Origin of the sequence: Veillonella sp. 3891, assembly GCF_003992315.1 — a bacterium.
GTDB lineage: Bacteria > Bacillota > Negativicutes > Veillonellales > Veillonellaceae > F0422.
Window position 1 is genome coordinate 99,297 of the sequence record NZ_RQVE01000006.1, and the last position, 13,233, is coordinate 112,529.

The 13,233-nt window shown below is 38.4% G+C and carries 17 protein-coding genes and 1 tRNA gene; 13 read left to right on the plus strand and 5 right to left on the minus strand.

The genetic code is table 11. The features are described from left to right. Nucleotides 1-34: 34 nt before the first annotated feature. Nucleotides 35-724: a GntR family transcriptional regulator gene (locus tag EO118_RS04795; RefSeq protein ID WP_127068885.1), complete on the minus strand. Its 690-nt coding sequence runs from the start codon at nucleotides 722-724 to the stop codon at nucleotides 35-37. Beyond that, complete coding sequence (gene ispE, locus EO118_RS04800) at nucleotides 721-1,605, minus strand: 4-(cytidine 5'-diphospho)-2-C-methyl-D-erythritol kinase (protein WP_127068886.1); 885 nt, start codon at nucleotides 1,603-1,605, stop codon at nucleotides 721-723. Before ispE ends, EO118_RS04795 begins: the two co-directional genes overlap by 4 nt. A 336-nt stretch (nucleotides 1,606-1,941) precedes the next feature. Here ispE and EO118_RS04805 point away from each other — a divergent pair, with 336 nt between their 5' ends. The 4 genes from EO118_RS04805 (at nucleotide 1,942) to EO118_RS04820 (ending at nucleotide 4,288) form a co-directional block, all read left to right on the plus strand. Continuing rightward, a complete protein-coding gene (locus EO118_RS04805) occupies nucleotides 1,942-2,781 on the plus strand; it encodes an Rpn family recombination-promoting nuclease/putative transposase (RefSeq protein ID WP_127068887.1) in 840 nt (279 codons plus the stop codon). Between the two features lie 61 nt (nucleotides 2,782-2,842). Next, nucleotides 2,843-3,340, plus strand: coding sequence for a tRNA adenosine(34) deaminase TadA (gene tadA / locus EO118_RS04810; protein WP_127068899.1), 498 nt, complete (start codon nucleotides 2,843-2,845; stop codon nucleotides 3,338-3,340). Beyond that, nucleotides 3,294-3,384: transfer RNA gene (locus tag EO118_RS04815), tRNA-Ser, on the plus strand. Before tadA ends, EO118_RS04815 begins: the two co-directional genes overlap by 47 nt. 61 nt (nucleotides 3,385-3,445) lie before the next feature. Then, on the plus strand, nucleotides 3,446-4,288 hold the full coding sequence (locus EO118_RS04820; protein ID WP_127068888.1) for a DUF362 domain-containing protein: 843 nt from the start codon (nucleotides 3,446-3,448) through the stop codon (nucleotides 4,286-4,288). 199 nt (nucleotides 4,289-4,487) lie between these two features. On the opposite strand, the gene EO118_RS04825 is transcribed toward EO118_RS04820, so the two are convergent. The 3 genes from EO118_RS04825 to rpsD form a co-directional block, all read right to left on the minus strand. Beyond that, the gene (locus EO118_RS04825) at nucleotides 4,488-4,808 is read right to left on the minus strand and encodes a YnfA family protein (RefSeq protein WP_197413469.1); all 321 of its coding nucleotides are present in this window, start codon (nucleotides 4,806-4,808) and stop codon (nucleotides 4,488-4,490) included. Between the two features lie 20 nt (nucleotides 4,809-4,828). After that, a complete protein-coding gene (locus EO118_RS04830) occupies nucleotides 4,829-5,374 on the minus strand; it encodes a hypothetical protein (protein WP_127068889.1) in 546 nt (181 codons plus the stop codon). A 126-nt stretch (nucleotides 5,375-5,500) separates the two neighbouring features. After that, nucleotides 5,501-6,088, minus strand: a complete 588-nt coding sequence (gene rpsD, locus EO118_RS04835; protein ID WP_126939854.1) for a 30S ribosomal protein S4 — start codon at nucleotides 6,086-6,088, stop codon at nucleotides 5,501-5,503. 175 nt (nucleotides 6,089-6,263) lie between these two features. Between rpsD and zwf the strand changes: the two genes are divergently transcribed. The 9 genes from zwf to EO118_RS04875 all read left to right on the plus strand — a co-directional run. Continuing rightward, nucleotides 6,264-7,787, plus strand: coding sequence for a glucose-6-phosphate dehydrogenase (gene zwf / locus EO118_RS04840; protein ID WP_127068890.1), 1,524 nt, complete (start codon nucleotides 6,264-6,266; stop codon nucleotides 7,785-7,787). Continuing rightward, a complete protein-coding gene (gene pgl / locus EO118_RS04845; RefSeq protein ID WP_240626880.1) occupies nucleotides 7,766-8,521 on the plus strand; it encodes a 6-phosphogluconolactonase in 756 nt (251 codons plus the stop codon). Before zwf ends, pgl begins: the two co-directional genes overlap by 22 nt. Before the next feature lie 26 nt (nucleotides 8,522-8,547). Next, nucleotides 8,548-8,772, plus strand: a complete 225-nt coding sequence (locus EO118_RS04850; RefSeq protein ID WP_127068892.1) for a twin-arginine translocase TatA/TatE family subunit — start codon at nucleotides 8,548-8,550, stop codon at nucleotides 8,770-8,772. Between the two features lie 8 nt (nucleotides 8,773-8,780). After that, a complete protein-coding gene (locus EO118_RS04855; RefSeq protein WP_127068893.1) occupies nucleotides 8,781-9,086 on the plus strand; it encodes a heavy-metal-associated domain-containing protein in 306 nt (101 codons plus the stop codon). Nucleotides 9,087-9,180: 94 nt separating this feature from the next. Beyond that, nucleotides 9,181-9,621 carry a cupin domain-containing protein gene (locus EO118_RS04860; protein WP_127068894.1) on the plus strand — a complete coding sequence of 147 codons (441 nt, stop codon included), beginning with the start codon at nucleotides 9,181-9,183 and terminating at the stop codon, nucleotides 9,619-9,621. Nucleotides 9,622-9,964: 343 nt separating this feature from the next. Continuing rightward, nucleotides 9,965-10,903 carry a bile acid:sodium symporter family protein gene (locus EO118_RS04865; protein ID WP_127068895.1) on the plus strand — a complete coding sequence of 313 codons (939 nt, stop codon included), beginning with the start codon at nucleotides 9,965-9,967 and terminating at the stop codon, nucleotides 10,901-10,903. Nucleotides 10,904-11,402: 499 nt separating this feature from the next. Next, nucleotides 11,403-11,885 (plus strand): DDE-type integrase/transposase/recombinase, encoded by a 483-nt coding sequence (locus tag EO118_RS08755; RefSeq protein WP_240626881.1) that lies wholly within the window; start codon nucleotides 11,403-11,405, stop codon nucleotides 11,883-11,885. 4 nt (nucleotides 11,886-11,889) lie between these two features. Then, on the plus strand, nucleotides 11,890-12,108 hold the full coding sequence (locus EO118_RS08760) for a hypothetical protein (RefSeq protein WP_240626882.1): 219 nt from the start codon (nucleotides 11,890-11,892) through the stop codon (nucleotides 12,106-12,108). A gap of 240 nt (nucleotides 12,109-12,348) precedes the next feature. Beyond that, nucleotides 12,349-13,233, plus strand: an 885-nt coding sequence (locus tag EO118_RS04875; RefSeq protein WP_164726245.1) for a DUF262 domain-containing protein, incomplete at its 3' end; no start/stop codon positions are given.

Sequence of the window (13,233 nt, forward strand, 5' to 3'; positions counted from 1 at the left end):
GGCTCCATAGGAGCCTTTTCTATATAGTATGTAATTATTCCTCATGTCCTTTGAGCTTCATACCAGCAAGTAATGTTTTTTCAGACTCTTCCATGTGGATACGAGCAATATGGCGAGCTCGTTCTACATCGCGATCGGAAATAGCCTCCACTAGTTGACGATGTTCATCCCAAGTCTTCGCAAGGCGACCTGTTTGGCTCATGGATAAGGTACGGAAGCGCAAAGTTTGCTCCCGTAGATTGTGAATCATTTCTACAAGACGATCATTACGAGATGCTTTATAAAGAATTTCGTGGAATAGAATATCGGCTTGTACGACTTTGTCTAAATTATTTTCGTTCATGTAGTTGCCGATTTCTACAAGATGTTGCTCTAAGGCCTCGATTTCTTCATTCGTAATACGTTCTGCAGCTAGTTCTGCGGCGAGTTCTTCCAAGATAGAACGAAGTTCAAACACTTCTGTTACATCTTTCAAACTCATATCTGCCACATAGGTGCCACGGCGAGGAATCATCACCACGAGACCTTCTTGTTCTAAAATGCGGATAGCTTCACGAATAGGAGTACGGCTCACACCGAGCTCCTCTGCAAGAGGAATCTCCATTAGGCGTTCACCTGGTGGCAACAGACCGTCACGAATAGCTTGGCGTAACGCATCGCTAACAATCTCACGAAGTGGTTTGTACGCATCTAAACGGATGGGTTGTAAACGTGGTGCATTCATCGTAGGGCCTCCTCATCATGTGTTTTCGTAATTAGTGAAAGCCAGTTGTGACCAGCTTGTTTGATTTCTTCTTGTAATCGAATTGCATCCAGTGCTTTTTCCAATAGAACCACCATAGTAGGACCGCTACCAGTCATAATGGTAGGGAATCCACGGTCTAAGAAGAATTGTTTGCATGCTACAAGCTCTGGATGGATAGGGAAAATTAATTCTTCAAAGGTATTGTCACTAGCTATGAAAGCCTGACGAAAGTCTTTGGCTTTCATATGTGTGGTAACAGTATCCATAGTGTCTGAAGTGACACGAGAAGCGCCCTTGAATCTTCCATAGGCTTCAGCAGTGGAAATGCTTACTTCTGGTTTTACGATTAATAACCATTGAGCGCTGCTAGTTGGTAAAGTTTCTAAAAGTTCACCTCGACCAGTACCACGGGCAGTACCGCCTTTCAGTAAGAAAGGTACGTCAGAACCGAGTTTAGAAGCCATGGTCATTAGTTCCTCATCGGTTAAGCGAAGGTCCCAAAATTTGTTAAGACCTAGTAGCATAGCTGCACCGTCACCACTGCCACCGCCCATGCCAGCACAAGGAGGAACTCGTTTTAACAAATGAATGGCAGCCCCTTGCGTGCAACCCGTATAGTCTTGGACCATACGAAGGGCTTTCATAGCAATGTTGCTTTCTGTATAAGGGATTAATTGTGCCATATAATAGGGCAGTTCAGGCGCATCGCCAGAGAACACCACAGAATGGTGGCGCGCGAAATAGAGGGAATCCCCTAGGAAAATAGATTGAAAAATTGTATCTATATTGTGGTACCCGTCATCACGTTTGCCCGTGATAGCAAGGCCCACATTGATTTTACTAAAAGCTCGTTGTTCCATAAGATAGTCACCTCAGTGAAGTCATCAAAATGTTTGCATGTGTTTTTTATTATACCATATATTACGGGTGAAAATCCTTGTGAGTTGAAATAGCTTTAGTTTATGACTAACCATTGAGAGGATATTAGTTTAATAGATAAATTAAAAGAGCACCAATTTAGCCAATCGCTTTTTGGTTCTCTTTTGTGTTTTTTATCTACTCAATAGTGAATGTTGACTGTTAGGAGTGTAAAAAAGGGTTTAATTATTTTTATATGGAATACTTTCACTAGACAGTAAGGCTGCGCTATTACTGGATAGAACTGTATGGTATAATTTAAGAAAGGAAGGAATTCCATGTACATTAAGTCATTTGATGAATTGACGTTCCAAGATAATTTTATCTTTCAGAAGGTGATGTTAAAGAAACATATTTGTAAGGCTGTGTTAGAACGGTTGTTAGACATTTCGATTAAGGATATTGTGTATATCCATGAAGAGAAGAATCTAGATGTCCGATGGGATACTAAAAGTGTGCGTCTTGATGTGTTTGTGAATGATGATAAAGGAACGGTATTCAATATTGAAATGCAAACTAGCAAGGATATGGAAGAACTTGTCAAACGGACACGGTTTTATCAAAGTATTTTAGATATGTATCATATTCAAAAAGGCCAAAAATATACCACACTGAACGATTCGTATATTATTTTTATTTGTACATTCCCCGTGTTTACGGGCAATCGTCATAAGTATACGTTTAAAAACGTTTGTATCGAAGATCATGACATTGCCTTGAATGATGGTGCAACCAAGTTATTTTTGAGTACAAAGGGAACTCAAAATGATGTGTCAAAACCGTTGCAAGCGTTTTTAGATTACATTGATGGGGAGGAAGCAACAGATGAGTTGCTAAGAGATATTGACGATGCTGTGTATGAAGTTAAGCATTGTGAAGCGTGGAAGGAGGAATACGTGATGCTATCCATGGATCATTATAAATATTGGAAAGAAGGCATGGCTGAGGGCATTGCGGAAGGTCTTGCTCAAGGTAAAGCTGAAGGTAAAAGTGAAGGTAAAATTGAAGTTGTTATTCAGATGTTACGTAAGCAATTATCCTTAGAAATGATTGCAGAGGTTACTAACTTTACAGTAGAAGACGTAAGAAAGATTGCCGAAGAGCATGCGTTGATGTAGTTGAGTTGTATACGTATATGGTATTCTATTGTGTAGCGGCAAGTGGAAAGGAAGTGATTGTATGACTGATGAAGAGTATATGCGTGAAGCTTTGGTAGAGGCACGTAAAGCCTATGACATGGGGGAGATTCCTATTGGTGCTGTATTAGTGCATGAAGGCCAAATTATTAGTCGTCATCACAACCGTCGTGAGGTTGACCATGATGCGACGGCACATGCAGAGGTCCTTGCCATCCGTGAGGCAAATGCTATGCTTGAAAGGTGGCGGTTGACCGGTTGCACGCTTTATGTTACCATAGAGCCGTGCCCTATGTGTGCTGGTGCTATTATTAACAGTCGCATTGATCGTGTTGTCTATGGCAGTAGCGATTATAAGGGTGGTGCGGTAGAATCTTTGTTTAATGTACTTTCACATCCGAATTTAAACCATGAACCACAGGTCTTGGCGGGTGTATTGCAAGACGAATGCAGTCAAATTATGAAAGATTTTTTCAAAGAACGCCGACGTATACGGAGAGGTACTCAAGTGGCTGAAGAGTCCGCACTCGAAATGCGGTAGGTCAGGAAACTGGCGCGGGGGTTCAAATCCCCCTCTCTCCGCCAAAGTAAGGGCTGTATCAGTAGATGCAGCCCTTTTTTACTAAATTGTTATCGGAGGTATATCATGGAAGTGTATTATTCCCCTCTACAAGAGGTTAATCAAGAATTAATCCATAAACGATTAGATTTTTTGTTGCGCAAAATTGGCTTTGATGAAATTGGTTGCGATGGTAAACGAGTGGCGTTACTTCGCAATGATTTGCACAGTGACTATGCGGCTTATGAAACGGTAGTGGCTTATATGAAAGGACGCATCGAATCCGAAGGTGGCACGGTGGTCTATGTAGATGAGCCTAGCAATAATTCTCGTGAGGTTATCATCCCTGATGGGGAATCTGTGAAAGTAGCCTATATTGATGAACGCATTGCTACTAGTGATGTGATGATTTCCGTGAATCATATTAAAGCGAATGAGTACAGTGGATTCTCTGGTGCTGTGAACAATACAGGCTGGTATTCTGCAAGCTTAGAAGGTCGTCGTGAGTTAGTGGCATTAACAGGTACTGAACACCATAAAGCAGTGGCCGAGTATGCAGCAGCTGCTACAAGAAATCGTCAACGTTTTCACGTAGGGGTAGCGATGGACGTTGTGGCTGATTATGTGAACCAAGATAAGCTGAAAGAGGCAGGCGCTACCAATGAAATCGTAGGTAACTTAGGCATCGTCGTATCCTATGATATGGTGGCTATGGATGAAGCGTTGGGTGATATTATTACTCAAGCCACACCAGTAGAAAATGGTGTATTAAGCACAGTGGAAAAACGCACTTGGGATTATTTCAAAGATATTTCCCCAAACAGCGAATGGCAAGCCATCTTACTTCGTGCAGACCGTATGGGACTCGGTACACGCTCCTATGCCCTAGTGAAAGATGAAGAGCTAATCTTCTATGGTGAAAAAATTTAATAGAACATAGATAGATACACTGTTTTACTAAATTGTAGAAACTGGTGTATCTGATGCAAAAAAATCTCTAGTTTAAGCGAGTGCGTAAGCATAGCTTTGACTAGAGATTTTTGTGTATTTAATTTGTATTGCTGGACACTGCTCATTGGACTGAGCAGTTCTTTTCTATTTTGCAATATGGAGGACTAAATGTAACTTACTATCGAGGATAATACATAATAATCAGTACCCCAATGATGGATACAATACCGCCGATGATATCATACCGATCGGGGGTAATACCATCTACATAATAGCCCCACAGAATAGAAAGGGCGATAAAGATGCCACCATAGGCTGCATAGACTTTGCCGAAGGGTGCTTCTTGCAAGGTAGGGATGATACCATAAATGATGAGGGTAATAGCACCAGCGAGCATATACCAAGGGCTTTTATCGTCTTTCAGATACAGCCATACTAAATAGCCACCGCCAATTTCAGCAATACCGGCTAAGATAAAATAGAATATTGATAAGAGAATTTGTGACATAATGGGTACCTTTAGAATAATTGGCTTTTTGAAGGTGGGTTAAAGTACATATTATATGATTTGAGGAAACTGTACATAGCAGCCATATAACTAGGAGAAAACATATGGGATTTTAAAGGTGGTAATAGAGAACTAGAAGGGTTGATATATTGGTATGGCATTTCTACTTGCCCGTTATAGTCATAAGTTTCCATACCTCTGAATTGAAATGTTATACCAGTATCTTTCTTTAATTCAGCAGCTACAGCACCTGTTGTACTAAATTTTAATCGTAAAGAGTTTACAGAGCGGTTATAGTTGTAAAAAAATATTTCATCATGTTTTATTATTAAATTTTTATCATATGAAACATTGTAGCTTGTGGCATTTATAGTGTAGTAAGGTGGGTTATATCTGATGACATTGATAGAAGGTATTTCTACATATTTATCAGTTGTTGAATCTGCATAAACTAGTTTATAACGATCTGGTGAATTTCTCAACTCATCTAATGAAACGGCAAATGCTGATGTTGTAAAGAGCGAAAAAATCGCTAGTAGAAGAAACAGTTTTTTCATAATCGCACCTCGCTTAATGCATAATGAATGATATATACTTTCATTATATAAACTACCCACAATAATTTCAACTATGAGAGCATAAAAAAAGCAACCAATCCGAAGATTGGTTGCTGTAGTATCCTATTATTTGGAGTACAATTCGACGATTAGTGTCTCGTTTACTTCGATAGGAAGTTCTTCACGTTCAGGAAGGCGAGTTAATGTGCCTTGGAAAGCGTCAAGATTTTTTTCAATGTAAGGAAGTTCGAAAGAACGAAGTTCTTGGAAGTTCACTTTGAACATTTCGTTGTCACGGCTAGCTTCACGAAGTTCGATTACATCACCTGGTTTACATTGGTAAGAAGGGATGTCAACGCGTTTGCCGTTAACAAGGATATGGCCATGGTTTACCATTTGACGTGCTTGACGGATGGAGTTACCGAAGCCAATGCGATATACAAGGTTGTCCAAACGGCATTCCAACAATTTCAACATGTTTTGGCCTGTAACACCGTGCATTTTTTTCGCTTTATCGTAATAGCGTACGAACTGGCGTTCTAGCAAGTTGTAGTATGCTTTAACTTTTTGTTTTTCTAATAATTGAAGACCATATTCAGACATTTTCTTTTGACGTTGGTCTTTTTTTACACGTTTTAAAGCCTTCGCGTGACCGAAAACGTTCACACCGAAGCGACGGCATAACTTAAATCGTGCTTCTCTTCTCGTTGCCATGTGATTATCACCTCATAGATTAATAAAACTTTGCACAAATTGTGCTTATTTATTATACCTTATGAAAATGAAAAAGTCAAAGGCGTATGACCATTGTCAATAGTAGGGTTTGTGCTATAATAAAAGGTACAGTATTAGTGTTTCCATTGGAAACTGATGTAAGAGGAGATTCACCATGAATGTGTCCTATAATGTAAAAGAAGAATTATGTATTGAACATACACCAGGGGCAGGTGCCATCGTTATCTTTGGAGCCTCCGGAGACCTGACAAAACGTAAATTATTGCCAGCTATTTATTCCTTGTTTCAACGTGGTTTACTTTCACCGAAGGTAGCCGTAGTGGGCGTAGCACGGACAGCGATGAGCCACGATGAATTTCGTGAACAGGTAAAAGCGTCCATACTAGGTGACCGTGAACCAAGTGCAGAAGAACAAGCATTTATTGAACGCTTTTCTTATGTAGCTGGCCAATATACAGAGCCGTCTACGTATGTAGCGTTGCGTGAAGAATTAGAGCGTGTGGCGGCGGCTCATTGTACAGGTGGGAATGCACTATTTTATCTAGCCATGCCACCAGAGTTGTTTGAACCTATCGTACGTGAATTACATGGAGCAAAGCTATTAGAAGAAGTAGGTTCTTGGTCCCGTGTTATCATTGAAAAACCATTTGGACATGATTTAGAAAGTGCTATCGCATTAGATGAATCATTAAAACAATATATTACAGAAGAGCAAACCTATCGTATTGATCATTATTTAGGGAAAGAAACGGTACAAAATATTTTGATGCTTCGTTTCGCCAATGCTATATTTGAACCACTTTGGAATCGCAAATATATTGAGCGTGTAGAAATTACCGTGGCTGAAGAGTTAGGTGTAGAAAAACGTGCAGGCTATTATAATGGGGCAGGGGCTTTGCGTGATATGGTGCAAAACCATATGATTCAAGTGTTATCTTTGATTGCCATGGAACCACCTGCTAGTTTTAATGCTGACGATTACCGTGATGAAATTGGTAAGTTAATTTCATCTATCCGTAGTTTACATCGTCAAAAATTAGGTGATATCGCAGTACGTGGTCAATATGCAGATTCTGGCAATACAGAACGTCCAGCTCCTGAGTATCGCAAGGAAGAAAATGTGCCACCTACGTCTACGACAGAAACCTATGTGGCATTGAAATTGTTCATTGATAATTGGAGATGGCGTGATGTGCCGTTCTATTTGCGCACAGGGAAACGATTACCGAAGAAATCTAGTGAAATCGCTATTACTTTCAAACCTATTCCGCATTCTATCTTTAAACCGTTCCATGCGAAAGATTTTAACCAAAACGTATTGGTACTTCGCATGCAACCAAATGAAGGAATGGGATTGTCCTTGGAGGTAAAATCTCCAGGATCTAAATTGAGTGTCAATACATTAGAAATGGATTTTTCCTATAGCAATTCCAAGGAATTAGCAGATATTCCAGATGCCTATGAAAGATTGATTTTAGACGGTTTGTTAGGAGATCAAACACTATTCGTTCGCAATGATGCGGTAGAAAAATCTTGGCGCTTATTTAAGCCATTGATTGAGGCATGGGAACGAAATGATGAAGAAACACCGTTATGCTTCTACCCCGCTTTCAGTGAGGGACCAAAAGAGGCAGAAGAGTTATTAGAAGGAGGATCATGGTCGTGGCGAGAGATATAATTCATGCATTTCCTACAGGAGATGACGTGGCGAAAGCAGTGGCCGATCGATTTTTAAACTATACCAATGCATGTATTGCTGAGACGGGTACTTGTGTGGTGGCTGTATCTGGAGGTACTACGCCGAATGCATTGTTTTCTTTGCTTGATTCTGATGAGTATACAAATCGCATCGATTGGGAGCATATTTTCTTCCTTTGGGTAGATGAACGATTTGTGCCACAGTCAAATCCAGATAACAATTTTGGACGTGCAAAAGATCGCTTATTTGGAAATATTATGGGAGCTGCTCACTATTATCCGGTACCAACGAATAACGGTACTGTGGAGGAAGCAGCAGATAAATACGAACAAGAAGTACAAATGGTCTTGAAGCGCACAGAAAAAGAATGTATAGATTTGGTGTTACTAGGATTAGGTGATGATGGACATACAGCGTCCTTATTCCCTAAATCCGAAGCGTTGTACGAACGTGATCGTATGGTAGTAGCCGTAAAAGACGGCAAAGTATGGGAGCGTGTGACATTAACATTCCCAATGCTAGTGAATGCGAAATCTGTGTGGTTCACGGTGGTAGGGGCCTCTAAAGAGTCAGCCTTAGCCCGTGTGCTTCGCCAACGCAAAGAATACGAAGAATATTCTTGGGAAGATCGAGTAGACCATTGTTTACCAGGTGCTGTTTTAACCCATGACCCAGTGGAATGGTATGTAGATGAGGCAGCTCATAAGAATTAGTTGATGTGAAATATGAGGTGATAAGCATGTTTAATTTTGGTACACAAGAGTTATTTCTTATTTTAATTATTGCCCTTGTTATCTTTGGACCTAAAAAATTACCTGAAATTGGTAAGGCCATCGGTAAAGGGATTAATGAATTTAAAGATGCTGTTAGTGGCGATAAAAAAGTAGCTAAAGAAGAACCTGCAAAAGCAGAAACCATTGATGTAGAAGCAGGTGCTACCAATAGTCATAAACAAAACAATTAGGAGGAACTATGTGTAAAGATTGCGGTTGTGGTAGCACAGGTAATGTGACTACGAAATTATTTGTTGTGCCAGGCATGATGTGCGTGAACTGTGAAAATACTGTGAATGGTGCTGTTCGTGGGTTACCAGGCGTATTAGAATCTACAGTAGATTTGAAAACAAAAGAAGTGCGTATTCGCTTTGACCATACAAAAACGGATGAAGCGACTATTCGTGCAGCCATCGATGAAACAGGTTTTGAAGTGGAAGCTGTGAAAGATTATGTTCATGAGCATGGTGGCATTTTGGGCGCAATTAAGAAAATATTCAAATAAGGCGTACCTATCTGGTGATATGCCAGGTATATATTAGAATACGAAGAGGGGCTATCTGGATTGATTCCAAGATGGCCCTTTTGTAGGAGTAGCTATGATACGTAAATTTAATCAAAAAGAATACACCTGGGATGGTGTAGACACGCTGGTGTATAAGCAAGATAATAGTCCATTTAAAGACGTAACTCGTCAAGTTCTTTTCGATGGAGCTTGGGATATTCCATGTCAGTTCCGCTATTTTGAAGTACAACCAGGTGGGTATAGCACCATGGAACGCCATGAGCATACGCACATGGTGATGATTTTCCGCGGAAAAGGTCAATGTTTAATGGGTGATACTATAGAAGATGTACAAGTAGGAGATATGATTGAAATCCCTAAATTGATGGCACACCAATTCCGTGCGAACCAAGGCGATCATTTAGGATTCCTTTGCTTGGTTAATGTGGACCGAGATAAAGTACAAGTTATCACTGCAGAAGAACAAGCTGAGATGATGGAAAATTCGGCGATTCGGACATTTTTGAATAGCTAGTCAATCAGTTTACATACAGCTGTCTCACAAGGAAGAAATATAAGTGATGAGGAATCTAGGCATCTAATGTTGATGTTAGGAGTTATCGTCACTTATGTTTCTTTTTTATTTTAAAGTGAAATTGCATTATACAATTAAGTAGATAACATTTTCTGATATACAATAACGGAGCCTAGTTATGATCATGAGAGTGGGACGAAAACTATACGATGTACATCACAGCTAATAGTTGTAACACATAAATGGACAAACATATTATAAATTTAAGATAAATCCCTTTTATTAGAGAGAAAGATTTGCTATAATTGTAAAGTTCTCATGTTTTATAGAAAGTAGGTTACATATGAATTTTATTCGTAGTATCAATCGCTTGTTCAATGATTACCTAGCATGGATTGTGTTGGCTGTAGCAGTTATCGCATTCTTAGTGCCAGAAGTATTCATGGGCGCAGCGAAACAAACAGTTCCTTTGCTACAATTAGTTATGTTCAGCATGGGCTTAACATTAACAGGGAAAGTATTCTTAGATGTATTTAAACAACCGTGGCAAGTGATCTTGGTGTCCTTGATTCAATTCTTGTGGATGCCACTAGCAGGTTGGTTAGTGGGTAACTTGTTTGGATTCCCACCAGAAATCGCCTTAGGATTTATCTTGTTAGGAGCTGCCCCAGGCGGCACCGCATCCAATGTGATGACATTCTTGGCAAATGGTAATGTGCCGTTATCCGTATCTGCCACAACAGTATCCACGTTATTAGCACCAGTGTTAACACCAATCTTTATCGTCTTATATGCAGGACAAACGGTAGATATTGCATTCTGGCCAATGTTCATGTCCATCGTGAAAATCATTGCCGTGCCAATTGCATTGGGCATTATTGTGAACTATTTCATTGGTTCTCGCATTGAACCTGTGAAAGAAGTCTTGCCAACCGTGGGTGCCGTAGCTGTATTGATCATCCTAGCTGGCGTTACTGCCGTTAGTCGTGATAATATCTTAGCGCATGGTGTGATGATTTTCTTGGCTTGCTTAGTGCAAAACGTGAGCGGTTATGTGGTGACATATTTCATTTGCCGTCTATTCGGTTCCAACGTACCAGACCGCCGTGCCATGCAAATAGAAGTGGCGATGCAAAACTCTGCTTTGGCAGCTAGCTTGGCATTGAAACACTTTACACCACAAGCAGCCGTAGCAGGTGCCGTGTTCTCCATTATCCATAACTTTACAGGATCTATCTTTGCAGGCATTTGCCGTCGCAATGATTCTAAAAGTACACATTAATCTGAAAGTTAGGGTACTTTGGGTATTAGAGTAATTAGATAATTAAATATTTTTTAGAAACGTCATGTACTTTCATAGTTTGTTATAGGATGAAAGTATGTGACGTTTTTTACTTTACTAAGAAAATGAATAAACAGATATGGCGGTACTGGGGCTCTTTTATATAACATACAAACTGTATGCTAAATCGTGTCGCAGTATACGACATATTGATGTATACTATGTATAGAGGAAGGTGATGGATATGGCACTAGAAAATGACATTTCGTTTGTTAGGGTATAATACATTTGTGACAAAAAAAGTACAAAAAAGAGAACCAATGTTATACTGAAGTTGCTCAAAATCAGGAAAAGAGGTTCTCTTATGAAATCTATTATAACAGAAGAAATCAAATTAAAACAGCGTGCTGTAGATATGCAATAAAACATGATAATAATGCTAAAACAGCAATATAATACCATACAACTAGACAACAAATTGCTCGATGGAGAAGTCGATATGATGGCACTGCACAATCATTGCTTCCAAAAAGGAGAGGTTTATGTCCAATGTCAAAGAAGAGGGTATACACGTTCATACGGTGCTATGAAAAAAATGATTAAAAAGCTTCAATTAACTGAGAAGAAAGAAAAAAGAACGTATCCTAAGAGTAAATGGATAAAAATACCAACTACTTATCCAAGAGAAAAAGCACAAATCGATATTAAATATATTCCGCAACATTGTATAGGATGGGATAGTAAAGGTATTAAATATTATCAAATAACAGCTATAGATGAATTTAGTAGAAAACGAGTATATAAAGTTGTAGACGAGAAAAGCGTTACACATACAGCAGCCTTTTTAGATAATTTAGAAGAAAAATTTGGATTTAGCATTAAAACCGTTCAAACAGATAATGGACGTGAATTTACAAATGATCCAAAAGTGACAACTAAAAAAAACGATTTTCGAACAAAAATTAGAAGAAAAAGGCATTAAACATATAAAAACTAGACCTTACTCTCCATGGCAAAATGGGAAAGTAGAACGTAGCCATAGAGAAGATGGAAGAAGATTTTATAATCGAGTATTTAAGAGTTTAGATAGTTTAGTTCAAGCACATAAAAGATATATTAGTAGAGATAATAATGTAGCTAGATGTGTACTAAAATTTAAACCTCCAAATCAAATAGCACAGCAGCACTTGTTACAATCGGCTTAATGTATTGTAGTTCAACGCCTTCTTCCTTTGTCAAGGGACGCTTCGCTCTAAAGCCCTTGACAAATTCAGCTGTTCAATTGTTTTGTGTGCAAGCCAATTGTCCCACAAGTTGTATTGATATTGGTTCGTGTCACAAATGTTTGTGTTTCTTAGAGGCAGTGTAAAATCTGCTTGCTTTTAAAATGGAAATTCATACCGAAAAATGATAAAATTAATATATATTTTTTGGGAGGAAATAAGATGAGTAGTGGTTTTCAATCTCCAATTACAATAAAAAATGCAATAGATAATATCCATAATAGACAATTTCTATTACCAGCAATTCAAAGAAAATTTACTTGGTCGAGTAATCAGATTGAGATGCTATTTGATAGTATTATGCATGGGTATCCTATTAATTCTTTTATGTTTTGGAAGATAACAGATAACGAAATAAAAAGTGGATATAAATTCTATGAGTTTATAACTAAATACAGAGAATTTTTTGGGGAAAATAATAGTTATATTGATACAAAGGGAGTTTCTGATTTTGATGCAGTTATAGATGGACAACAAAGATTAACAAGCTTATACATTGGTTTAAAAGGTAGTTATGCATATAAAATGCCTAGAAAATGGTGGAAAAATACAGAAGAATGCATTCCTACTAGAGAATTACATTTAAATTTAATTGCACCTATAAATCAAGAATATGATAATCAAAAGGAATTTGATTTTAGGTTTCTATCAAAATCAGATTTAGAGAAATTTGATAAAGATAGAGATACATATTTTTGGTTTAAAGTCGGTGAAGTGTTAAACCTAGATACTAAAAATAAAGTTGATAAGTATCTAAATGATAATAAACTAATGGATAATAATTATGCTTACGATACATTAGTTAAATTATTTGAAGTTATTCATAAAGACCCGTTAATAAATTATTATCTACAAGAAGAACAAGAACCTGATAAAGTACTTGAAATTTTTATTAGGACTAATAGTGGAGGGACACCATTATCTTTTTCAGATTTACTTATGTCTATTGCGTCTGCTAATTGGAAAGAGGGAGATGCTCGTAAGCAAATAGAAGAATTAGTAGACGAAGTTTATATAATTGGGCGTCCTGGTTTCATTATTGATAAA

What these genes read in the sequence shown, in the direction of transcription:
- EO118_RS04795 (WP_127068885.1), bottom strand. Translation starts at nt 724, where the DNA reads ATGAATGCACCACGTTTACAACCCATCCGTTTAGATGCGTACAAACCA.
- ispE (WP_127068886.1), bottom strand. Translation starts at nt 1,605, where the DNA reads ATGGAACAACGAGCTTTTAGTAAAATCAATGTGGGCCTTGCTATCACG.
- EO118_RS04805 (WP_127068887.1), top strand. Translation starts at nt 1,942, where the DNA reads ATGTACATTAAGTCATTTGATGAATTGACGTTCCAAGATAATTTTATC.
- tadA (WP_127068899.1), top strand. Translation starts at nt 2,843, where the DNA reads ATGACTGATGAAGAGTATATGCGTGAAGCTTTGGTAGAGGCACGTAAA.
- EO118_RS04820 (WP_127068888.1), top strand. Translation starts at nt 3,446, where the DNA reads ATGGAAGTGTATTATTCCCCTCTACAAGAGGTTAATCAAGAATTAATC.
- EO118_RS04830 (WP_127068889.1), bottom strand. Translation starts at nt 5,374, where the DNA reads ATGAAAAAACTGTTTCTTCTACTAGCGATTTTTTCGCTCTTTACAACA.
- rpsD (WP_126939854.1), bottom strand. Translation starts at nt 6,088, where the DNA reads ATGGCAACGAGAAGAGAAGCACGATTTAAGTTATGCCGTCGCTTCGGT.
- zwf (WP_127068890.1), top strand. Translation starts at nt 6,264, where the DNA reads ATGAATGTGTCCTATAATGTAAAAGAAGAATTATGTATTGAACATACA.
- pgl (WP_240626880.1), top strand. Translation starts at nt 7,766, where the DNA reads ATGGTCGTGGCGAGAGATATAATTCATGCATTTCCTACAGGAGATGAC.
- EO118_RS04850 (WP_127068892.1), top strand. Translation starts at nt 8,548, where the DNA reads ATGTTTAATTTTGGTACACAAGAGTTATTTCTTATTTTAATTATTGCC.
- EO118_RS04855 (WP_127068893.1), top strand. Translation starts at nt 8,781, where the DNA reads ATGTGTAAAGATTGCGGTTGTGGTAGCACAGGTAATGTGACTACGAAA.
- EO118_RS04860 (WP_127068894.1), top strand. Translation starts at nt 9,181, where the DNA reads ATGATACGTAAATTTAATCAAAAAGAATACACCTGGGATGGTGTAGAC.
- EO118_RS04865 (WP_127068895.1), top strand. Translation starts at nt 9,965, where the DNA reads ATGAATTTTATTCGTAGTATCAATCGCTTGTTCAATGATTACCTAGCA.
- EO118_RS08755 (WP_240626881.1), top strand. Translation starts at nt 11,403, where the DNA reads ATGATGGCACTGCACAATCATTGCTTCCAAAAAGGAGAGGTTTATGTC.